The organism is Paenibacillus marchantiophytorum (assembly GCF_014640555.1).
Lineage (GTDB): Bacteria > Bacillota > Bacilli > Paenibacillales > NBRC-103111 > Paenibacillus_E > Paenibacillus_E marchantiophytorum.
In genome coordinates, this window is the sequence record NZ_BMHE01000028.1 from 17,028 (window position 1) to 38,721 (window position 21,694).

Here is a 21,694-nt window from a genome sequence, read left to right on the forward strand (position 1 = left end):
CACGATGTTGATTGATTATCATACACATCATGTGCGCTGCGGTCACGCTTCCGGGGAACTGGAGGCTTACGTCAAACGCGGCATCGAGATCGGGCTGGGCCAATTGGGGCTTTCGGATCATATGCCGCTTTTGCATGTGAATCCGCAGGAATATTGGCCGGAGATGGCTATGCCGATGGAGGAGCTGCCCCGCTATGTGGAGGAGTGCCTGCATCTCAAAGAGAAGTACAAGGACCAGATTGATATCCGCGTTGGCTTAGAGGGTGACTATATCGAAGGCTACGAGTCGGAAATTGCCGCTATTATTAAGGCGTATCCGTGGGATTATGTCATCGGTTCGGTCCATTTTCTGGGTGAGTGGGATATTTCGGATTTCAGGCAGACCGCAGGTTGGGATGGCAAGGATATCTACGAAGTGTATACCCAGTACTATGAGGCTGTGAAGAAAGCAGCGCGAACGGGACTCTATGACTATATCGGTCATATCGATGTGATCAAACGCTTCGGCTACACGCCGGACCGTGATCCGTGGGAACTGGAGAAGGCGGCATTGGATACGGTCAAAGAGTGCGGCCTTGCCATCGAGCTTAATGCATCCGGCATGCGGATGCCGTGCAAAGAGATGTTTCCGAGCCGCCGAATGCTGGAATATTGCCATAAGGTGGGAATTCCTTTGACGATAGGCTCAGATGCCCATCAGCCGGAACGTCTTGCCCAATATTTGGATGAGGCTAGAGACCTGTTGAAAATGATCGGATTTAACGAAATAGCCACATTTCAAGCACGAAAACGACAACTTGTGACTTTTTAAATTCGACACCTTTCATGTATAATGAGTAGGGCGTGACAATCTATTTAATGAACCTTCGGAGGTAACCATTAACCATGCATAGCGACAATGTTAAAATTTTTTCCGGATCTTCGAATCCGAAGCTTGCGGAACGTATTTGTAAAGAGCTCGGCCAGCCGCTTGGACAAATCAAACTATCCCGTTTTAAAAGCGGAGAAATTTACTGCCTTTACGAAGAAACCATTCGTAACTGTGACGTATTCCTGGTTCAAACCTTCTCTCATCCAATTAATGAGCATATGATGGAACTCTTGGTCATGATGGATGCAGCAAAAAGAGCTTCTGCAAAAACGATCAACCTTGTCATTCCGTATTATGGTTACTCTCGTCAAGAACGTAAAGCTGCTCCGCGTGAGCCGATTTCTGCTAAATTAGTAGCTGACTTGTTCAGTGCTGCCGGTGCGAATCGTGTTGTCACGATTGACCTGCATGCGCCTGCGATTCAAGGCTTCTTCAATATTCCGGTGGATCATCTGACTGCGCTAGACGTGATCAGTGATTGCATCAAAAAGAAAAACCTGCCGAACCCGATCATCGTATCGCCGGATGCAGGCCGCGCCACTACTGCTGAGAAAATGGCTAACATCCTGGATGCGCCATTCGCTATGATGATCAAAAAACGTCCTGAACACAACGAGTCCGTGATTACTCACGTGATTGGTGATGTTGTGGGCCGTACGCCGATCATTATCGAGGATCTCATTGATACGGGGACAACGATTGTCAATGTTGTAGAGAGCTTGAAGGAAAGAGGAGCTCACGACGTATACATCTGTGCGACGCATCCTGTTTTCTCCGGCCCTGCTTTGCAGCGTTTGGATCACCCGAACATTAAGGAAGTTATCATTACTGACTCCATCGCGATTCCGGAAGGGCATTCCGATAAATTCAATGTGCTTTCTGTGGCTCCGTTGTTGTCGGATGCGATCCGTATTATTAATGATGGCGGTTCCCTATCCTCCCTCTTCAAATACGGCGGCGTGTAAGGAAGCTTTAAAAATCGCCTTTGAAAACGAGGTTGATTCAGGGAAGCGGATTCGGCGTCGAATCTTGAACGAAATCCGGGAACTGCGGTACTCACGTAGGCTCACCTACGCTCCGTTCCTCGTTCCTCGGATTTCGTCCAACCTTCTCGGTTTTGAAAACCGACTTTTAAAGCCTCGATTTCAATAGGTTCAAAAGACAAAGCTCAAGAGCTAAATTCAACACCGCAAAGCAAGTCCAGATCTTACCTTCGGATAATGTTTTTGGCTTCCAAGCGATCTATGGTATAATTTGAGTGTAATCAAATTGCCGGAGGTGTCTTGCTATGGAAAAGATTAAGCGTGTGTCCGAAGCACCAAAGCCAAAAGTTATTTCGATTAACATGGATGCCGCATTCTTTTTCGAGAGAGCGGTTCAATCTTTGGATCGGTTTCATTATGATAAGGCACTGAAATATTTCCGGCGGGCGGCAGAGTATGAGCAGGATAATCCTGTGAATCACTGCAATCTCGCGGGAGTTCTCTCGGAAATGGGTAATTACGACGAGTCGAATCAAATTTTGCAGCAGATCCTTGAAACCATTGATCCCGAGATGACGGAATGTCACTTTTATATGGCTAACAACTATGCCAACATGGAAAATTTCGAGCAGGCAGAACAGGCATTAGTTCGGTATCTAGAGAATGACCCTACAGGTCAATTCATGGAAGAATCCGAAGAAATGATGGAAATGCTGAGCTACGAGCTTGAACGCCCCGCCCCTCTCACTAGCATCAAGAGTCGAGAAGGGCTCTTCGAGCATGATAAGGCCCGCGCTCTTCTCGAAGAGGGGAAATTCGCCGAAGCCGTCAGGCAGCTGGAGAAGCTGGTGAAGACTCAGCCTGAATTTACAGCCGCCAGAAACAACTTGGCCCTTGCTTATTATTACATGGGGCAATTTGAGAAAGCGATGGAAACAATTCGCGGTGTGCTTGAGATCGATGCCGGAAATCTGCATGCTTTATGCAATATGGCGATTTTCCATCAGCATTTTGGCAATAAGAAAGAACTTGCTGAATTGACAGATCTCTTGCGCAAGACGTTTCCATTTCAGCAGGACCATGTGTTCAAGTTGGCGACTACGATGGGAATTCTATCGGAGCATGAGAAGGCGTATCACTTATTTAAGCGACTTCTGAAAGCGGGAGACGGCGCGTCGGACCCTTGTCTTTATCATTACGCGGCAGTGGCGGCCTGCCATATTGGTCGCTTTGACGAAGCTTACCGTTACTGGAAGCAAGTGCAGAAGCTGGATCCGGGCGCAGAAATATCCAAGTTCTATTTGGAACAGCTGCGTACTCGCGATAAGGTAGAGGGTTCATTAACGTGGAGTTATCACTACCATCTGCCATTCGAGGAGCAGTTCCGCGTGTTGGAGAAGTCGACACAAGGGATACCGGACCAATTGAAGAAAGATCCACTCGTGCGATCCTCTTTCTTCTGGGCTTTGCGTCATGGCGATATCGAGACGAAGCTGCAAGTGATTCAAGCCTTTGGCTTGATTGCTGACAATGAAGTGAGGGACGCTTTGCAGGACTTCATTCTGGATCGGCAAGAGGACGACTATTTGAAAAAGGTAGCGATTTTCGTGCTTCGCAGCATGGGGATTCGCGAGTCGATTCCTGCCTATTTAGAAAATGAAGAAATTATGGTAGAAGCTTCGCCATATTCGCCTCATTTGCCTGTTTGGGATGCCAAATGGCAGAGTGTGATGGAAACAGCACTCTCACATATGCATAAGCGCTATGACATGGTTCAACAATACGACTTGGAAATACTTTGGGTTGAATTTCTAACGAAGATCTACCCGACAGTGCCTAAGATTAACAAATCCGAGGGTTGGGCAGCGGCGTTGGAATATTTAATTGCCAAGATGCACCGCCGGGCGATCTCTTATCAAGAAGTGTCTACCCGTTATGGCGTGACGGTTTCCACCGTAAGTCGCAATGTTAAGCTAATCGATGATACCTGCGGTTTGCGTGAGAAAATGGAAGCGATTTTCAATAAATTTACGAGCATTTGATAGCTGGGGTTGTGTTCTTTTGCAAAACCCGGCTTTCATACATAAATTTAGCGGCAGTATGACTGCTCGCGAGCGCAAGTAAGAAGCATAATAGGAATGACAAAGATAGCTTTCTTGAGGAAAGCACCCTAGGAGGGAAACCATTTGTACAAATCAGTCGTCGTAGGAACAGGACCATCCGGTCTAACAGCAGCCATTTATTTAGCGCGCGCCAACCTGAGCCCGCTCGTTATTGAAGGACCAGAGCCAGGCGGTCAATTGACCACTACTACCGAAGTAGAGAACTTCCCAGGGTTTCCTGAAGGAATCATGGGACCTGAACTGATGGAGAATATGCGCAAGCAAGCAGAGCGCTTCGGCGCCGAGTTCAAAACCGGTTGGGTCAACTCGGTTGAGCTGACAAACCGTCCCTTCAAGCTGCAAGTTGAAGGTTTAGGCGAGATTGAAACCGAAACGCTGATCATCTCCACTGGTGCTTCTGCACGTTTGCTTGGCATTACGAACGAAAGAGAAAATATCGGACGCGGCGTAAGTACATGCGCGACGTGTGATGGCTTCTTCTTCCGCGGCAAAAAGATTATCGTTGTTGGCGGTGGAGACTCCGCAATGGAGGAAGCGAACTTCTTGACTCGTTTTGCTTCTGAAGTTCGTTTAGTTCACCGTCGTGATGAGCTTCGCGCTTCCAAGATCATGCAGGACCGTGCTCGCGGCAACGAGAAAGTGAAATGGGCCCTGAACAATACGCCGCTTGAAGTCATTGCAGGTGAAAAAGGGGTAACGGGTCTGAAAGTAACGAATAATGTGACCGGAGAAGAAGAAATCATCGAAACAGATGGTATCTTCGTAGCCATCGGGCATACGCCTAACACGAAGTTCCTCGGTGGGCAAATCGATACTGATGAGCATGGCTATATTGTAGTTAAACCAGGTACGACAGAAACGAACATCCCAGGCGTATTCGCTTGTGGAGACGTGCAAGATACCAAATATCGCCAAGCCATCACGGCAGCAGGCAGTGGTTGTGCGGCCGCTTTGGAAGCAGAGAAGTTCCTTGAAGGCAGCATCGTGCACGATTGGAGCCAAACGCTGTAAGAAGACCAGCGTCGTTACAGCAAACGTGGGAGGCTAAGCTTTCCACGTTTTCTCTTTTCATTGGGACAATAGTTGAATCTTGACCAGTTTACAGGCTTGACTTATAGTGGGAACAGGAGCATAGGTAAACCCCGCAAAGTGACGCATAGCCTTCGAAGCATTATCCGATTACTTTGCGGGACCCCGGAAATTATCCGAAAATTTTATGATTATTCATGAGGTGACTTTGCAATGTCAAACCAGATTTATATCGGTGTAGATTTAGGCGGTACCAATATTAAAGTCGGTCTTTGCGACGAGCAGGGGAAATTGCTGCATACGCTTGAGGGACCAACGGGTGCGGAAAATGGTGCTGAGTTTGTACTGGAACGGATCGCGCAATATGTGAAGCAAATTGTCGAAGAATCTTCCTATGAGTGGGAGCAAGTAGCGGGTATTGGCGCAGGTCTTGCTGGATTCATGGATATTCCGGAAGGTTTCGTCAAATTCTCCCCAAATTTGCAATGGCGCAATGTGCCAGCGAAGAAAACGTTGGAAGCTCTTCTTGGTAAAACGGTGAAAATCGATAATGACGCTAATGTTGCTGCTTTAGGCGAAGCTTGGGCTGGGGCTGGAGCGGGGATTCCGAATGTTGTATGTTATACGCTTGGAACGGGCGTTGGCGGCGGAATCATTATCAATGGCAAGATTTATCAAGGTTCTGCGGGTATGGCTGGCGAGCTTGGGCATATGTCCATCGTGCCTGATATTGAAGCTATTCAATGTGGGTGCGGGCAAATGGGCTGTTTGGAAACCGTCTCCTCTGCAACAGGTATCGTTCGCATGGCGAAAGAAGCTGTGGAACGCGGCGAAAGAACGACGCTTTCCCTTCATGAGAAAATCGAGGCCAAACACGTGTTCGATGCTGCGAAAAGCGGAGACGAAGTATCCTTGCGCATTGTCAATCGCGCAGCTTATTATTTGGGTCGTTCAATGGCAGCGATGGCCGTTATTGTGAATCCGAAGAGATTCATTATCGGTGGCGGTGTGTCCAAAGCTGGCGAGATTCTGTTCCAACCGATTCGCGAAACATTTAAGAAATATACACCGGAAACAGCGGCAGAAGGTGTTGAAATCGTTGCTGCAACACTGGGCAATGATGCAGGTGTTGTTGGTGCTGCTGGTTTAAATTTACGATAGACATTGAGGTATAGCTTCACTCCAAAGGAAGGTGTCACTCATGGAAGAAAACCACCCTTTAGCGAAACTGGTCATTATTACAGGAATGTCGGGTGCTGGAAAGACAATTGCCGTACAAAGCCTGGAGGATCTCGGATTCTTCTGTGTCGACAATCTGCCGCCTGTGCTTATTCCTAAGTTTGCAGAGTTAATCGAACAGTCGATGGGGAAAATCGGCAAAGTCGCACTGGTGATTGATTTGCGGGGGCGTGAATTTTTCACGGCACTTCAGGAGTCGCTTCGTTATATTCAAGAGAATTACACGCTTAGCTATGAAATTCTGTTCCTTGACGCCACCGATGGGACGCTCGTTCAGCGTTACAAAGAAAGCCGGCGTCGTCATCCGCTGGCACCTGATGGAGCGCCATTGGAAGGGATAGGCCTTGAGCGTAAGTTGCTGGAGGAGCTGAAGGGCTTAGCCACTCAGGTTATCGACACAAGCACGCTCAAGCCGGTGCAGCTCAAAGAAAGAATTATTTCCCGGTTTACCAATTTGGAAACGAACCGCATATCTATAAATGTAATCTCCTTCGGGTTCAAGTATGGTGTGCCTATTGATGCTGATCTCATCTTCGATGTTCGCTTCCTTCCGAACCCTCACTATGTGGAGCAGCTTCGCCCACAGACAGGCCAAGATCCCGATGTGTATGACTACGTGATGAAGTGGACAGAGACACAAGAATTCCTGACCAAACTGCTCGATATGCTGAATTTCTTGATGCCTCAGTACAAGAAAGAGGGCAAGAGCCAGGTTGTTGTAGGAATTGGCTGCACAGGCGGTAAACACAGATCCGTGGCCATTACCGAATATCTCGGTAAAGTCATGGGGAATAGTGAAACGGAAACGGTGCGGTTAAGTCATCGAGATGCCGAGCGGGATCGCGTCTAAGCGGTCTTGCGATGAAGAGGGTGAAAGAAGTATGGAATTTGTGAAATCACAACGCACTCCCCGAATCGTCGTTATAGGTGGCGGAACAGGTCTTTCGGTTATGCTTAGAGGTTTGAAGGAGAAACCGGTTGATATTACAGCGATTGTCACGGTAGCTGACGATGGAGGGAGCTCCGGCATTCTCCGAAGTGAAATGCAAATGCCGCCGCCAGGCGATATTCGTAACGTCTTGACAGCTCTTGCTGATGTCGAGCCCCTGCTTTCTCTGATTTTGCAGTATCGATTTCAAGTGGGGACTGGATTAGCTGGGCATAGTCTGGGGAATCTAATCTTAGCGGCACTTACGGATATAACGGGTGATTTTGTTACAGCCGTGCAAGAGATGAACCGTGTCTTCGCGGTTCGTGGCCGTGTACTTCCGGCATCGAATCAAGCCATTGTGCTGAAAGCGATCATGGAAGACGGAACCTTGGTCGAAGGGGAGTCGAAGATTCCCAAAGCGGATGGACGCATCAAGCGGGTGTTCATTGAGCCTACGAATGTGACTCCGCTTGCTGAAGCTGTTCAGGCCATTCGGGAAGCCGATGCTATCCTGTGCGGCCCTGGCAGCTTATACACCAGCCTGCTGCCGAATTTGCTTGTTCCTGGGATCGTAGATGAGATTGTGAAATCGAAAGCCGTGAAACTCTTCATCTGCAATGTCATGACACAGCCAGGGGAAACCGATGATTATTCCGTCAGTGATCACTTGGATGCGATCTATGATCACCTGCACCAGCATTTATTTGATTATGTCATTGTGAATAATGGGGAAATTCCTCCGCAAGTCCAGGCCAAATATGCCGAGAAGGGTTCGAAAGCGGTTCATTTGGACCTGGACGAAGTCACCAAAAGAGGGTACCGTGTTATTGCTGATCGGCTCGTGTTATTTCGCACCTACCTTCGTCATGATGCCGAGAAATTGAGTGACCATATTTATCAGCTCGTCGAAAGCTGGATGTTAAGGAAGAAGTGAGTCTCGTGTCCTTTGCGGCAACAACCAAAAAAGAGTTAACCCTAATAACGGAATCGGAAGCATGTTGTGAAAAAGCGGAACTGTCAGCCTTGATTCGTATGAATGGCTCGGTTCAGTTGACGAACCAACGTGTTGTTCTCGATATTTCCACGGAAAATGCGGCGATAGCCCGACGGATCTACTCGCTCATCAAAAAGGCGTACAAATTGCACACGGAATTACTTGTGCGTAAGAAAATGCGTCTGAAGAAAAACAATGTTTACATTGTTAGAGTACCCGGGCAGGTGCAGGAACTGCTAAGTGATCTCAGAATTGTTTCGGAAGGATTCATCTTCACAACCGGAATTAATAAAGAGATCATCCGTGGCAATTGCTGCAAGCGTGCGTATCTCCGTGGCGCTTTCATGGCAGGGGGCTCCGTGAATAATCCGGAAGGCTCTTCCTATCATTTGGAAATCGCCTCGATTTATGAGGAGCATTGCAAAGCGCTAACGCAGCTAGCGAACAAATTCGATTTGAACGCGCGATTCATTGAACGTAAAAAAGGGTTTGTTTTGTACATCAAAGAAGGCGAGAAAATTATTGAGTTTCTAAGCATCATAGGCGCGCATCAAGCGTTATTGCGTTTTGAAGATGTGCGGATTATGAAAGATATGCGGAACTCTGTGAATCGGATCGTCAACTGTGAAACAGCGAACTTGAACAAGACGATCGGCGCGGCGGTCAGACAGATCGAGAATATCCGACTTCTCCAGAGAGAAGTCGGCCTGGATAGCCTGCCTGAGAAGCTTCGCGAAGTTGCCGAAATTAGACTGCAGCATCCCGATCTGAATCTCAAAGAGGTAGGCGACATGCTGAAAGGCAGTGTAAGCAAATCCGGGGTTAACCATAGGCTGCGAAAAATCGATGAATTGGCCGAAAAACAGCGAAATTCGTAGATAAGAAGCACTTCTGTCACACATCCATAAGTTTTTCGCATTTTTTCTAGTGTACTTCGGGGAAAAATGCTATAATGTTAAAACATAAGGTATAACGCTGTTATCAAAAGTAATTCATATAAGCTCCACACTAGGGGGAATTAGTTCCATGTCCAGACGTCCAGTCGTTGTGAAGTTGAGAACAGGACTTCATGCCAGACCTGCGGCATTGTTTGTTCAAGAGGCGAATAAGTTTTCATCCGAGATCTTTGTTGAGAAAGATGAAAAGAAAGTGAATGCCAAGAGCATCATGGGAATTATGAGTCTTGCGATCAGCACAGGGACCGAAGTCTTCATAAGTGCAGAAGGTTCGGACGCAGAGCAGGCTGTAAACGCTTTAGTCACATTAGTCAGCAAAGAAGAATTGGAAAACCAATAATCCTTCAAAAGCTTCCTTTCGAGGAGGCTTTTTTGCAATTGATAAGGTAGCATACTGGATACTTTCAAAGTGTCAATTTTGTTAACATCTAGGGGAATTAGCAACCTTTTTCTATTGCCTGCGTCTAATGAACGTAGTCAATGAAGGAAAGGGCTATTTGCCATTCCTGACGTTTTCGCAATAATCCCCAAAGGAGCCAGAGAGAGAATGAAATTCCAAGCATTAAAGAAAGAAATTATCGCCCTACTCGCGTTTTTCGTGTTTCTTGCTAGTGCTGTAGCGGCACCTGCTGCCCAAGCGGTATCGGCAGGCGCGTCCTTTATCCTACTTTATATTGATAAGGCTGAAGCTTTTGTGAATCAAGAGCAAATTCATTTGGATTCCCCTTCTACGATCATTAATGGCAGCACCTACGTGCCTGCTAAATTCTTGGGAGACACCATGGGTTTCGCTGTCGAGTGGAACGACGCCTCCAGAACGATTCAAATGACGCCTCCGGGCTACAACATCGTCTTGGATGCTGATCATAAGACCGTAACGACGAACGGCGTGGATACGCCTTTCAACTCTGTTGCAGCGATTGTGAATGGCAAGCTTCTGGTGAAATTGACTTGGTTGGCTGATTATATGGGCGCTAAATATACGTATAACAGTGAACTTCGCCGTGTGGAAATTGTTCACTTCAAAAATCCTGAAGGCATCTACATCGACCAGGATAGCAATTCCCGACCTGTGGCTAAATTCGCGACTGCGAAGCCGACATACCGCCTTGGAGAGCCTGTGAAATATCTGGACTTGAGCTATGATCCGGATGCAGAGGGGATTGCTTCGTACGAATGGACGGGAAAACAGGACGTGTTCTTCAAAGCTGGGAAATATCCCGTTACGTTGACGGTGAAAGACGGTCATGGACATGTGAGCAAATTGTTCAAAAGCTACGTCACCGTTGTGGATGAGACTTATCTAACTGAAGTGGAATACCCGATCTACACGAAGCCAGTTGGCGGGTTTATCAAGTCAGACTGGGGAACCATTTGGGCACATTTCAATCAAATGCTTCCACTGCCTAAGAAAGTGACTGAAGTTCCTGGGCGTACCCTGCTCGTGAGCGATAGTCCGGAAGAGTTCACGGAGCGCGGTATTTTGTACCGCGATAACATTAATGGCAAGGCGAGATTGTACGCCGATCACATCAATGGCACGAAGCAGAAGATGACGATGGCCATTTTCGCCACGAACAACACCGATAAACCGGTGACGATTAAGACGACGAACAAAGGTGAGGTTTACCCTTCCGTCTATGCGAACTTGATTGGCAGCGAGGCTTCGGTCGATTTCCTTCTTGAAAATGTATACATGGAACAGTTGACAGTACCTCCGCATGATACCTATATCTACGCCAAACTGCCTGATTTCTACCCAGGGCAAGGCGTGAACTTGTTCTATGATGTGGAAACAGACGGCGAACTGCAAATCTCGTTTGGTGTAACCGATCAAAGACTGACCCCGACGACAGCGCAGGATTTGCCGCTTCTAGGCTTCACAGGGCACGTGCGCGGGACATTCCCGATCTCTGAGCTCAAATGGGATATTGACGCGACCAGCTTCACCAAAACGTCCGTCTTGACGATAGGAGACAATAAAACCGATCCGTTCGTCAAAGGCTATGACGTGATGCGCAAGCAGAATGTAGAGAACGGCGGCAACTACGGCGTGGTCTACAAAATCCATGCAGATAAGCCGCGCAAGATGGCTGTGATGATTATGGCCAAAGGCGGCGTGTTCAAAGGGCCGTTCAAGATCAACGGCGAGATCATTCCAGTGCCGTACTCCGGCGTCATTACCGCCTTTGACGGGATGGAAGTGTTAGCTCGGACGACGGGAACGGAAGATGCGCTCGACATCGAGTTCACGCCTCCAGCGGGTTCGGCCTTCCCGATTGATTTGATTTTCTATCCGTTGGATGAGAAGAAGTAAGTAAGAGTTAGAGCCTCTTGAGATCTCCTGTTTTCCATGAAATTCATTGGAAGGGGGCTCGAGGGGCTCTTTTTGTTGGGGGGAGTGGGTGGGCGAGACTGCCGGACGGGGGCTTGCTGCGTAGTTAAGGTTGTTTTTCAACGTTAAAGTGGGTGGGGTGTGCTGAAAGCCGGAGTTAAAGCTGATATTCACTCTTAAAGTCGGCGTAGATGCCGAGTTTGGGACGCGTGGGCGGAGTTAAGGTTATTTATCAACGTTAAAGTGGGTGGAATGAGCGGGAAGGTGGAGTTAAAGCTGAAATTCATTCTTAAAGTCGGCGTAGATGCCGAGTTTGGGATGCGTGGGCGGAGTTAAGGTTATTTTTCAACGTTAAAGTGGGTGGAATGAGCGGGAAGGTGGAGTTAAAGCTGAAATTCATTCTTAAAGTCAGCGTAGATGCAGAGTTTGAGAAGCAGTGGCGGAGTTAAGGTTGTTGTTCAAGGTTAAAGTGGGTGGAATGAGCGAGAAGCTGGACTTAAAGCTGAAATTCACTCTTAAAGTCAGCGAAGATGCCCGAGTTCTTGGCCTAGTCGCTGGTTTTGGTGGCTTAGACGCCGGACGCGAAGCACAGAGGTGGTGTTAAGGATGTTTTTCGACGTTAAAGTGGGTGGAATGAGCGGGAAGGTGGAGTTAAAGCTGAAATTCATTCTTAAAGTCAGCGTAGATGCCGAGTTTGGGACGGGTGGGCGGAGTTAAGGTTATTTTTCAACGTTAAAGTGGGTGGAATGAGCGGGAAGGTGGAGTTAAAGCTGAAATTCATTCTTAAAGTCAGCGTAGATGCAGAGTTTGAGAAGCAGTGGCGGAGTTAAGGTTGTTGTTCAAGGTTAAAGTGGGTGGAATGAGCGGGAAGCTGGACTTAAAGCTGAGATTCACTCTTAAAGTCAGCGAAGATGCCCGAGTTCTTGGCCTAGTCGCTGGTTTTGGTGGCTTAGACGCCGGATGCGAAGCACAGAGGTGGTGTTAAGGATGTTTAACGTTAAAGTGGGCAGAACGAGCGGGGAGCTGGAGTTAAAGCTCAAATTCACTCTTAAAGTCAGCCTGGATGCCCGAGTTCTTGGCCTAGTCGCTGGTTTTGGTGGCTTAGACGCCGGACACGAAGCACAGAGGTGGTGTTAAAAGGGTGTTAAAAGAATTTCTCCAGCCAATAAAAAAACCAGCTGCGCGGCACTCAGAAGAGTGGCCATGCAGGCTGGTTTTTTATTGTTCCGATTAGACGCGCTCGATCACTTTATCAATGAGTCCATATGCGGCTGCTTCAGCAGCGCTCATGAAATTATCGCGGTCCGTATCTTTTTCGATACGCTCGAACGTTTGTCCTGTGCGCTCTGCCAAGATTGTGTTCAGGTTGTCGCGCATTTTCAAAATACGCTTCGCGCGGATTTCGATGTCGGAGGCTTGGCCTTCAGCACCGCCGAGCGGTTGGTGAATCATGACTTCGCTGTTCGGCAGCGCGTAGCGCTTGCCTTTGGCGCCAGCAGTCAGCAGGAACGCGCCCATGGAAGCGGCCATACCAACGCAGATCGTTGATACGTCAGGCTTAATGAACTGCATAGTGTCGAAGATCGCCATACCGGCTGTGATGGATCCGCCGGGGCTGTTGATGTAAAGCGAGATATCTTTATCAGGATCTTGGGCGGCCAAGAAAAGTAATTGAGCAATGATGGAGTTCGCCACAACATCGTTGACACCCGTGCCTAAGAAAATGATGCGGTCCTTCAGCAAGCGAGAGTAGATGTCATATCCTCTTTCACCGCGCGCGTCCTGTTCGACTACCATAGGGATAAAACTCATGAGAATGACCTCCTTGGGGTGGGTACTTGGTTTAATGTGTGGAGCCAAATCAATCAGAGACTGATGAAATTGTTCTCCGGGGTACATACTATTTACAGTATCTACAAGTATGATAACGAAAAAACCTCTGAAGGTCAAGAAAGGTCAAACTAAGAATAAAAAAAATCAGTTCGAGAACTGATTCAGTATGTTTCTTATGGACGCGCCCGAAAGGAATCGAACCTTTATCTCAGGCTTCGGAGGCCTACGTCATATCCATTGGACCACGGGCGCATATCTGCAAAAAAGTGAAGCAAGGGTTATTATATGTCAGACTTCCATAAAAAGCAAGACAGTAAGCCCTTTCAGTCTTTTTTACTGAAAATGTTTGAACAAATGTTGAATATTCAGTTAGAATTGGTTATAATAAAAAGGTAATCAAGTTCAGTGAAATATGCTTTCCGAAGCCGGAAAGAGGTAAGTCACTTTTTTTTCGCCCAGGGTGGGACATAAAATGCAGACCTGGGACACAAAACGTCCATCAATAGGATCAGGAGCGTCGGTCGTCGTCATATGAGAGAAATACTTGACATTCAGAAACAGCTCTTGCCAGATCTATTGGACATCATGAAGAAGCGGTACTCGATTCTGCATCATATCTTGGTTTCCGGTGTTGTCGGACGCCGCACATTAGCCTCGTCGCTCGATATGACGGAGCGCGTGCTCCGCGGTGAAGTCGATTTCTTGAAGGAGCTTGGGCTTCTTGAATCCGATGCAGCAGGTATGAGAATTACCGAGTCCGGTCGTCAACTGCTTGAAGACATGTTGCCGATCATCAAGATTGCTTTTGGTTTAACCGACTTGGAGGAGAGCATTGCCAAGGCGTACGGACTTTCACAAGTCATTGTAGTACCAGGCGACTCGGATACTTCGGATTTCACGAAGAAGGAGCTTGGCCGAGCAGGCGCAGCAGCTTTGCGCAAATATGTAGCCAAAGATGATATCATCGCGGTTACAGGCGGTTCCACCATGGCGCAGATAGCCAATAATCTGGCGATTTCTTCTTCCATGAAAGGCAGCTGGTTCGTACCGGCTCGCGGTGGACTTGGGGAAAGCGTGGATATGCAGGCGAACACGATTGCTTCCATTATGGCCAAGAAGACCGGCGGGAAATACAGACTTCTGCATGTACCGGATCATCTCGGTGAGGAAGCGTATCAATCCCTAATCCAAGATCCGCAGATTCAGGAAGTTGTTGACGCTGTTCGCAGTTGTCGCATCGTTGTACACGGTATCGGAGATGCTATGGTCATGGCGCGCAGACGTAAGGTAGATGCCGAAACGACACGCAGCTTACAAGCCGATGGAGCTCTTGCAGAGGCATTCGGGTACTATTTTGACCCACAAGGAAATGTGGTTCACAAGATGCCAACGGTCGGACTTCGACTGGAGGATCTGCAGCGTATCGAAGTTGTGATTGGCGTAGCTGGGGGCAAGAGCAAAGGTGAAGCGATCGCATCGGTCCTTCGTCACGGACAAGAGAACGTGCTTGTAACGGATGAAGCGGCTGCACTGGAAATAATGAAACATGTGTGAGAAAGACATCATAACGTATGCCTTAACCGGCTGCGTTTTGAAATATAATTATTTATTTAATCTTAGGAGGAATTGGCTATGACAACAAAAGTAGGTATTAACGGTTTCGGACGTATTGGTCGTAACGTATTTCGCGCAGCTTTGAACAATTCAGAAGTACAGATCGTGGCAGTAAACGATTTGACTGACGTTAAAACATTGGCTCACTTGCTCAAATATGACACAACTCACGGTAAACTAGACGCTACAGTTGAAGCTGGTGAAGGCGAATTGATCGTTAACGGTCGTTCCATCAAAGTTTTTGCTGAGCGTGACCCTGGGAACCTGCCTTGGGCATCTGTAGGCGCAGAAATCGTTATCGAATCTACTGGTATTTTCACAGCAAAAGAAAAAGCAGCCCTTCACTTGAAAGGTGGAGCTAAGAAAGTTATCATCTCCGCTCCTGCTTCCGACGAAGATATCACAATCGTACTGGGCGTAAACGAAGACAAATACGATCCAGCTGCTCATACAATTATCTCCAACGCTTCTTGTACGACAAACTGTCTGGCTCCTTTCGCGAAAGTTATCAACGATAGCTTCGGAATCGTAAAAGGGATGATGACAACGGTTCACTCCTACACAAATGACCAATCCGTGCTTGACGTTCCTCACAAAGACCTTCGTCGTGCTCGCGCAGCAGCTGAGAACATCATTCCTTCCAGCACTGGTGCAGCCAAAGCAATCGGCCTGGTTCTTCCTGAGCTTAAAGGCAAATTGAACGGTATGGCTATGCGTGTTCCTACGCCTAACGTTTCCGTAACTGACTTGGTTGTTGAACTGAAAGTTAACGTAACGGTTGATGAAGTAAACGCAGCTTTGAAAGCAGCTTCCGAAGGCGCTCTTAAAGGCATTCTGAACTACACAGAAGATGCTTTGGTTTCCAGCGATTTCAATGGCGATCCAGCTTCCTCCACAATCGATGCTCTTTCCACAATGGTCGTTGGCGACAACATGCTGAAAGTGGTTTCCTGGTACGACAACGAGTGGGGCTACTCCAACCGTGTAGTTGACTTGGTAGCTTTCATCGCCAAAAAAGGTCTGTAATTCCATAGCTTAACACACACAAAACGACATGAAGGGGAGAAGCGATTCTCCTCTTTATGTGCGATTTTCCCATATAAAAGGTAGACCGGAAGAAAACCATACACGCTCAGGGAGGCTTTTACGATGAATAAGAAAAGTGTTCGCGATGTTGAAGTAGCTGGTAAAAGAGTATTTGTTCGCGTTGATTTCAACGTACCTGTAGAGAACGGTCAAATCACCGATGATACTCGGATCAGAGAAACGCTTCCTACGATTAAATTCTTAGTAGAGCAAGGCGCTAAAGTCATTCTTGCAGCCCATTTTGGCCGTCCAAACGGACAAGTGGTTGAAGAGCTTCGTTTGACGCCGGTTGCTGCGAAATTGGCTGAGCTTCTTGGTCAAAACGTGATCAAAGCGGATCAATCCGTGGGCGAAATCGTGAAAGCACAAGTCAATGCACTTGAAAATGGCGACGTTCTCCTGCTTGAAAACGTTCGTTTCAACGAAGGTGAAGAGAAAAATGATCCTGAATTGGCCAAAGCTTTCGCTGATCTTGCTGATCTGTTCGTGAATGATGCTTTCGGTGCTGCTCACCGTGCACATGCTTCGACGGCAGGAATAGCTGCTTACATTCCGGCTGTTTCCGGTCTTTTGATGGAGAAAGAGCTTGAGGTTCTAGGCAAAGCGCTGAATAACCCTGAGCGTCCTTTCACAGCTATCGTTGGCGGATCCAAAGTGAAAGACAAAATCGCTGTCATTGAAAACCTCCTGAACATTGCGGATAACGTCCTTATTGGCGGTGGATTGTCCTATACATTCCTGAAAGCACAAGGTTACGAAATCGGGAAATCCCTCGTGGATAACGAGAAGCTTGATCTGGCGCTTAGCTTTATCGAAAAAGCCAAAGCCAAAGGCGTAAACTTCCTGATTCCGGTTGATATCGTTGTTACAGATAAATTCAGTGCCGATGCGAATACGCAAATCGTTGGCGTAGATGGCATTCCTGCAGATTGGGAAGGCATTGACATCGGACCGAAAACACGTGAGCTGTATGCAGACGTTATCGCGAAATCCAAGCTGGTCGTTTGGAACGGACCGATGGGCGTATTCGAAATCGAGCCTTTCTCCCATGGTACACGTGCCGTAGCTGAGGCTTGTGCAGCAACTTCCGGTTACACAGTTATCGGTGGCGGTGATTCCGCTGCAGCTACAGAGAAGTTCCATTTGGCTGATAAAATGAACCATATGTCCACAGGCGGCGGAGCTTCCTTGGAGTTTATGGAAGGTAAAGCATTGCCAGGCGTAGTAGCCTTGAACGATAAATAATTTTTCACAAAGGAGCACCAATCCAATGAGTAGAAAACCGATTATCGCGGGTAACTGGAAAATGTTCAAAACCGTTTCCGAAGCTGTCAGCTTCGTGAATGAAATCAAAGGCAGCACGGTCGAAGGCGTGGAGAGCGTAATTTGCTCTCCTTTCACGAACCTGCCAGCACTGGTTGAAGCTGCGAAAGGCACGGATGTTCATGTAGGCGCACAAAACCTGCATTTTGAAGACAACGGTGCTTTCACAGGTGAAATCAGCGGCGTGATGTTGAAGGATCTAGGCGTGGAGTACGTTATTATCGGTCACTCCGAGCGCAGAGCGTACTTCGCAGAAACGGATGACATCGTGAACAAGAAAGTCGTTGCAGCTTTCAAACACGGCTTGACGCCAATCCTTTGCGTAGGCGAGAAGCTCGAAGAGCGTGAAGCAGGTCAAACCAAAGATGTTTGCAAAGTGCAAACAGAAGCAGCTTTCGCTAGTCTGAGCGCAGAGCAAGCAGCGCAAGTGGTTATCGCTTATGAGCCAATCTGGGCGATCGGCACAGGCAAATCCTCCACAGCTGAAGATGCACAAGACGTTATCGGCTACATCCGTCAGCTAGTTAGCGGTCTATACGGCGCTGCTGTAGCAGACGCGGTTCGTATTCAATACGGCGGCAGCGTGAAGCCAAACAACATTGCTGAGTACATGGCACAGCCTGACATTGACGGCGCACTTGTAGGCGGAGCGAGCTTGGAAGCAGCTTCCTACATCCAACTTGTCCAGGGGGCGAAGTAACATGTCCAGACCGAAACCGGTAGCACTCATCATTCTCGATGGCTTCGGACTCCGCTCGGAAGAGCAGGGGAATGCGGTTGCTCATGCGAAAAAACCAAATTACGACCGTTATTGGGCGACTTTCCCGCATACAACATTAATCGCTTGCGGTGAAGCTGTAGGTTTGCCGGAAGGCCAGATGGGGAATTCTGAAGTAGGACACCTGAATATCGGCGCAGGCCGGATTGTTTATCAGGATTTGACGCGGATTTCCAAATCGATTCGCGACGGCGAATTTTACGATAATGAAACGATTTTAGGCGCTGTTCGTTATGCCAAACTTAACGGCAAGAAGCTGCACCTGTACGGGCTGCTTTCCGATGGCGGCGTACATAGTCACATTCAGCATTTGTTCGCTTTGCTGGACTTGGCTAAAAAAGAGCAATTCGAAGATGTCTACATCCATGCTTTCCTCGATGGCCGCGACGTAGCTCCGGACTCTGCTAAGGGGTACATGGCAAGCTTGCTGCAAAAAATCACCGAAGTTGGCGTAGGCAAAATTGCGACGGTTCAAGGTCGGTATTATGCGATGGATCGCGATAAACGTTGGGAACGGACAGAGAAATCCTACCGTGCCATGGTATATGGCGATGGTCCTGCTTATACAGATCCGATGAAGGCAATTGTTGAATCCTATGAGAAATCCGTTTATGACGAATTCGTTATGCCAACGGTTATCGTGGGCGACGACGGCCAACCTGTTGGACTTGTAGAGTCAGGCGATGCGGTTATTTTCTTCAACTTCCGTCCTGACCGTGCGATTCAGCTTTCACAAGTGTTCACAAATGAAGATTTCCGCGGCTTCGACCGTGGTCCTAAGGTAGCGAAAAACCTGTACTACGTATGTCTGACTTTGTTCAGTGAATCCGTAGACGGCTTCGTAGCTTACAAGCCTAAGGATCTCGACAACACGCTGGGCGAGGTATTGGCTCAGAATGGTCTGAAGCAGCTTCGCGCTGCTGAAACCGAGAAATACCCGCACGTCACGTTCTTCTTCAGCGGCGGACGTGATGCGGAATTGCCTGGTGAAACGCGTCTTCTCGTTCCTTCACCGAAAGTAGCTACGTACGATTTGCAACCAGAGATGAGTGCTTATGAATTAGCGGCTGCTGTGGTCAAGGAAGTTGAAGCGGAGCGTCATGACGTGATTATCCTCAACTTCGCTAACCCTGACATGGTTGGTCACTCCGGCTTGCTGGAGCCTACCGTGAAGGCCATCGAAGCAACCGATGCTTGTCTAGGCCAAGTTGTCGAAGCGATCCTCGCCAAAGGCGGCGTGGTGTGCATTACAGCTGATCACGGGAATGCAGACGTTGTTACGAATGCAGACGGATCACGCAACACGGCACATACAACAAATCCCGTACCTTTTATTGTGACGGACAAATCTGTTACACTAAGAGATGGCGGAATTTTGGCAGATATTGCACCAACCCTGCTTGATTTCTTACAAGTTGGGCAGCCGGTTCAAATGACCGGAGCCACTATTCTAAACAAATAGCAAGTCACCTATTATATAAAAGGAGTGTTTTCTAACAATGACTACGATTTCTGATGTTTATGCACGCGAAGTATTGGATTCCCGCGGTAACCCAACGGTAGAGGTTGAAGTATATTTGGAGTCCGGCGGTTTCGGCCGTGCTATCGTTCCTTCAGGCGCTTCCACAGGCGCATACGAGGCTGTTGAGCTTCGTGATGGTGATAAAGGTCGTTACCTTGGTAAAGGTGTTCTGAAAGCTGTTGAGAACGTCAACGAAATCATCGCTCCTGAAATCATCGGTCTAGACGCACTTGATCAAGTTGGCATCGACAACAAAATGATCGAGCTTGACGGTACTCCTAACAAAGCTAAATTAGGCGCTAACGCGATCCTTGCTGTTTCCATGGCTGTAGCTCGCGCAGCAGCAGACGCTTTGGACGTTCCTTTGTACGTATACCTTGGCGGATTCAACGCCAAAACACTTCCGGTTCCAATGATGAACATCATCAACGGTGGGGCGCATGCCGACAACAACGTTGACGTTCAAGAGTTCATGGTTCTTCCGGTTGGCGCTCCAACTTTCAAAGAAGCTCTTCGCATCGGCGCTGAGATTTTCCATAGCTTGAAATCCGTATTGAAAGAAAAAGGCCTTAACACAGCAGTTGGCGACGAAGGCGGATTCGCTCCTAACTTCACATCCAATGAAGAAGCCATCACTACGATCCTTACAGCGATCGAAAAAGCTGGTTACAAACCAGGTGTTGACGTATTCTTGGGTATGGACGTTGCTTCCACAGAATTCTTCAAAGATGGTAAATACCACCTTGAAGGCGAAGGCAAATCCTTCACATCCGCTGAGTGGGTTGACTTCCTTGCTGCATGGGTTGACAAATACCCGATCATCACAGTTGAAGACGGTTGTTCCGAAGACGATTGGGAAGGTTGGAAATTGCTTACTGAGAAATTGGGCGGCAAAGTTCAACTGGTTGGTGACGATCTGTTCGTTACGAACACTGAGCGTCTTTCCAGAGGTATCGAAGAAAACATCGGTAACTCCATCTTGGTAAAAGTAAACCAAATCGGTACGCTGACTGAAACTTTTGACGCGATCGAAATGGCCAAACGCGCTGGTTACACAGCGGTTATCTCCCACCGTTCCGGTGAGAGCGAAGACAGCACAATCGCTGACATCGCTGTTGCAACGAATGCTGGTCAAATCAAAACAGGTGCTCCTTCCCGTACGGATCGCGTTGCGAAATACAACCAACTTCTTCGCATCGAAGACGAGTTGTTCAACGTTGCTCAATACGCTGGCAAAAAAGCATTCTACAACTTGAGAAACTTCAAGTAGTATTAAACGTAGTAATTAATTAAATATTACCTTTGGGGGTCTGTGCATGAGCAATTGGGTGAAAACTATTCTATTTCTGGTAGGTTCCGCGCTGCTCACGCATTGGATCCCCTCTTCGTTTTTTCGCAACCTCGATACAATGGTTCATGAATTTGGTCATGCGGTTGTTACCTTGGCCTTATCGGGCAAAGTGATGTACATCGAGCTATATGCGGATCACAGCGGGGTGACATACTCCTCCATATCCAAATCATGGGCCCTTATTCCGGTTTCGCTCGCTGGTTACATGACGGCATCGGTATTTGCCTGGTTCCTATTCTCAGCTTATGCCAAAGGCAAGCAGCGTCTTGGTTTGCAGGTGATGATTGCGTTATCTGGCTTATCGCTAGCCCTCTTCGTTCGCAACGGATTCGGAATCATGTTCCTAATCGGTTTCATGGCTTTGACCATCATTGTTTTGGCGCTCGCGCCCAAATGGCTGCGTGATTTCTACTACTTGTTGATGGCCTTTTTATGCTTGGAAGAGTCCGTGTTTGGTCCATTGTCGTTGGTCCTATATGCTTGGCAGAATAGCCGGGCAGCGGGGGATGCGAGCAATTTGGCGAATCACACTGGCATTCCCGCGATTGCATGGGCGCTCTTCTTCACACTGTTTGCCCTGTGGTGTGCGAAGCGTGCTGTGCAAGCTTTCCTGGGGCGCAGCAGAGGCGTTAGAGCCTCGAATAGACAAACACCAGCATCAGCCTACCGTGATTAAGACGAACTGGGAGTCCTTAGGAACCCATTTTATTGTATTCTAGGACGATC

Annotated in this window: 18 protein-coding genes and 1 tRNA gene; 17 read left to right on the plus strand and 2 right to left on the minus strand. The window is 48.0% G+C overall.

All coding sequences use genetic code 11. The features are described 5' to 3' along the window. The first annotated feature begins 4 nt into the window (after positions 1 to 4). From hisJ to IEY34_RS22770, 10 genes are all read left to right on the plus strand, one after another. The gene (gene hisJ, locus IEY34_RS22725) at positions 5 to 811 is read left to right on the plus strand and encodes a histidinol-phosphatase HisJ (protein WP_189015396.1); all 807 of its coding nucleotides are present in this window, start codon (positions 5 to 7) and stop codon (positions 809 to 811) included. A 74-nt stretch (positions 812 to 885) separates the two neighbouring features. Next, entirely contained in the window at positions 886 to 1,836 is a 951-nt protein-coding gene (locus IEY34_RS22730) for a ribose-phosphate diphosphokinase (protein WP_189015398.1), read from the plus strand. Between the two features lie 323 nt (positions 1,837 to 2,159). Beyond that, positions 2,160 to 3,896, plus strand: coding sequence for a tetratricopeptide repeat protein (locus tag IEY34_RS22735; protein WP_189015400.1), 1,737 nt, complete (start codon positions 2,160 to 2,162; stop codon positions 3,894 to 3,896). Between the two features lie 144 nt (positions 3,897 to 4,040). Then, positions 4,041 to 4,988 carry a thioredoxin-disulfide reductase gene (trxB, locus tag IEY34_RS22740; RefSeq protein WP_173224095.1) on the plus strand — a complete coding sequence of 316 codons (948 nt, stop codon included), beginning with the start codon at positions 4,041 to 4,043 and terminating at the stop codon, positions 4,986 to 4,988. 231 nt (positions 4,989 to 5,219) lie between these two features. After that, complete coding sequence (locus IEY34_RS22745; RefSeq protein ID WP_189015409.1) at positions 5,220 to 6,167, plus strand: ROK family glucokinase; 948 nt, start codon at positions 5,220 to 5,222, stop codon at positions 6,165 to 6,167. Between the two features lie 40 nt (positions 6,168 to 6,207). After that, positions 6,208 to 7,095, plus strand: coding sequence for an RNase adapter RapZ (rapZ, locus tag IEY34_RS22750; protein ID WP_189015411.1), 888 nt, complete (start codon positions 6,208 to 6,210; stop codon positions 7,093 to 7,095). A 31-nt stretch (positions 7,096 to 7,126) separates the two neighbouring features. After that, on the plus strand, positions 7,127 to 8,110 hold the full coding sequence (gene mgfK / locus IEY34_RS22755; RefSeq protein WP_189015413.1) for a gluconeogenesis morphogenetic factor MgfK: 984 nt from the start codon (positions 7,127 to 7,129) through the stop codon (positions 8,108 to 8,110). Positions 8,111 to 8,115: 5 nt separating this feature from the next. Then, the gene (whiA, locus tag IEY34_RS22760) at positions 8,116 to 9,048 is read left to right on the plus strand and encodes a DNA-binding protein WhiA (protein ID WP_189015415.1); all 933 of its coding nucleotides are present in this window, start codon (positions 8,116 to 8,118) and stop codon (positions 9,046 to 9,048) included. A 148-nt stretch (positions 9,049 to 9,196) separates the two neighbouring features. Continuing rightward, positions 9,197 to 9,466, plus strand: coding sequence for an HPr family phosphocarrier protein (locus tag IEY34_RS22765; RefSeq protein ID WP_028555561.1), 270 nt, complete (start codon positions 9,197 to 9,199; stop codon positions 9,464 to 9,466). A gap of 207 nt (positions 9,467 to 9,673) precedes the next feature. Beyond that, positions 9,674 to 11,443 carry a stalk domain-containing protein gene (locus IEY34_RS22770; protein WP_189015417.1) on the plus strand — a complete coding sequence of 590 codons (1,770 nt, stop codon included), beginning with the start codon at positions 9,674 to 9,676 and terminating at the stop codon, positions 11,441 to 11,443. Between the two features lie 1,248 nt (positions 11,444 to 12,691). On the opposite strand, the gene clpP is transcribed toward IEY34_RS22770, so the two are convergent. Together clpP and IEY34_RS22780 are read right to left on the minus strand one after the other, a co-directional pair. Then, a complete protein-coding gene (clpP, locus tag IEY34_RS22775) occupies positions 12,692 to 13,273 on the minus strand; it encodes an ATP-dependent Clp endopeptidase proteolytic subunit ClpP (RefSeq protein WP_163953484.1) in 582 nt (193 codons plus the stop codon). 201 nt (positions 13,274 to 13,474) lie between these two features. Continuing rightward, a tRNA-Arg gene (locus IEY34_RS22780) sits at positions 13,475 to 13,546 on the minus strand. Between the two features lie 279 nt (positions 13,547 to 13,825). On the opposite strand from IEY34_RS22780, the gene IEY34_RS22785 reads away from it, so the two are divergent. The 7 genes from IEY34_RS22785 (at position 13,826) to IEY34_RS22815 (ending at position 21,644) form a co-directional block, all read left to right on the plus strand. Beyond that, positions 13,826 to 14,848, plus strand: a complete 1,023-nt coding sequence (locus tag IEY34_RS22785) for a sugar-binding transcriptional regulator (protein ID WP_189015419.1) — start codon at positions 13,826 to 13,828, stop codon at positions 14,846 to 14,848. Between the two features lie 78 nt (positions 14,849 to 14,926). Further along, entirely contained in the window at positions 14,927 to 15,934 is a 1,008-nt protein-coding gene (gene gap / locus IEY34_RS22790) for a type I glyceraldehyde-3-phosphate dehydrogenase (protein WP_189015429.1), read from the plus strand. A gap of 123 nt (positions 15,935 to 16,057) precedes the next feature. Further along, on the plus strand, positions 16,058 to 17,239 hold the full coding sequence (locus tag IEY34_RS22795) for a phosphoglycerate kinase (protein ID WP_189015431.1): 1,182 nt from the start codon (positions 16,058 to 16,060) through the stop codon (positions 17,237 to 17,239). 25 nt (positions 17,240 to 17,264) lie between these two features. Next, positions 17,265 to 18,017 carry a triose-phosphate isomerase gene (gene tpiA, locus IEY34_RS22800; protein WP_189015433.1) on the plus strand — a complete coding sequence of 251 codons (753 nt, stop codon included), beginning with the start codon at positions 17,265 to 17,267 and terminating at the stop codon, positions 18,015 to 18,017. 1 nt (position 18,018) lies between these two features. After that, positions 18,019 to 19,557: a 2,3-bisphosphoglycerate-independent phosphoglycerate mutase gene (gene gpmI / locus IEY34_RS22805; RefSeq protein ID WP_189015435.1), complete on the plus strand. Its 1,539-nt coding sequence runs from the start codon at positions 18,019 to 18,021 to the stop codon at positions 19,555 to 19,557. Positions 19,558 to 19,594: 37 nt separating this feature from the next. After that, a complete protein-coding gene (eno, locus tag IEY34_RS22810; RefSeq protein WP_189015437.1) occupies positions 19,595 to 20,887 on the plus strand; it encodes a phosphopyruvate hydratase in 1,293 nt (430 codons plus the stop codon). Positions 20,888 to 20,933: 46 nt separating this feature from the next. After that, positions 20,934 to 21,644 carry a M50 family metallopeptidase gene (locus tag IEY34_RS22815; protein WP_189015439.1) on the plus strand — a complete coding sequence of 237 codons (711 nt, stop codon included), beginning with the start codon at positions 20,934 to 20,936 and terminating at the stop codon, positions 21,642 to 21,644. Positions 21,645 to 21,694 lie beyond the last annotated feature (50 nt).

Excerpts from the sequence above, each read along its gene's own strand:
- hisJ (WP_189015396.1), top strand. The coding sequence starts at position 5 with ATGTTGATTGATTATCATACACATCATGTGCGCTGCGGTCACGCTTCC.
- IEY34_RS22730 (WP_189015398.1), top strand. The coding sequence starts at position 886 with ATGCATAGCGACAATGTTAAAATTTTTTCCGGATCTTCGAATCCGAAG.
- IEY34_RS22735 (WP_189015400.1), top strand. The coding sequence starts at position 2,160 with ATGGAAAAGATTAAGCGTGTGTCCGAAGCACCAAAGCCAAAAGTTATT.
- IEY34_RS22745 (WP_189015409.1), top strand. The coding sequence starts at position 5,220 with ATGTCAAACCAGATTTATATCGGTGTAGATTTAGGCGGTACCAATATT.
- rapZ (WP_189015411.1), top strand. The coding sequence starts at position 6,208 with ATGGAAGAAAACCACCCTTTAGCGAAACTGGTCATTATTACAGGAATG.
- mgfK (WP_189015413.1), top strand. The coding sequence starts at position 7,127 with ATGGAATTTGTGAAATCACAACGCACTCCCCGAATCGTCGTTATAGGT.
- IEY34_RS22765 (WP_028555561.1), top strand. The coding sequence starts at position 9,197 with ATGTCCAGACGTCCAGTCGTTGTGAAGTTGAGAACAGGACTTCATGCC.
- IEY34_RS22770 (WP_189015417.1), top strand. The coding sequence starts at position 9,674 with ATGAAATTCCAAGCATTAAAGAAAGAAATTATCGCCCTACTCGCGTTT.
- clpP (WP_163953484.1), bottom strand. The coding sequence starts at position 13,273 with ATGAGTTTTATCCCTATGGTAGTCGAACAGGACGCGCGCGGTGAAAGA.
- IEY34_RS22785 (WP_189015419.1), top strand. The coding sequence starts at position 13,826 with ATGAGAGAAATACTTGACATTCAGAAACAGCTCTTGCCAGATCTATTG.
- gap (WP_189015429.1), top strand. The coding sequence starts at position 14,927 with ATGACAACAAAAGTAGGTATTAACGGTTTCGGACGTATTGGTCGTAAC.
- IEY34_RS22795 (WP_189015431.1), top strand. The coding sequence starts at position 16,058 with ATGAATAAGAAAAGTGTTCGCGATGTTGAAGTAGCTGGTAAAAGAGTA.
- tpiA (WP_189015433.1), top strand. The coding sequence starts at position 17,265 with ATGAGTAGAAAACCGATTATCGCGGGTAACTGGAAAATGTTCAAAACC.
- gpmI (WP_189015435.1), top strand. The coding sequence starts at position 18,019 with ATGTCCAGACCGAAACCGGTAGCACTCATCATTCTCGATGGCTTCGGA.
- eno (WP_189015437.1), top strand. The coding sequence starts at position 19,595 with ATGACTACGATTTCTGATGTTTATGCACGCGAAGTATTGGATTCCCGC.
- IEY34_RS22815 (WP_189015439.1), top strand. The coding sequence starts at position 20,934 with ATGAGCAATTGGGTGAAAACTATTCTATTTCTGGTAGGTTCCGCGCTG.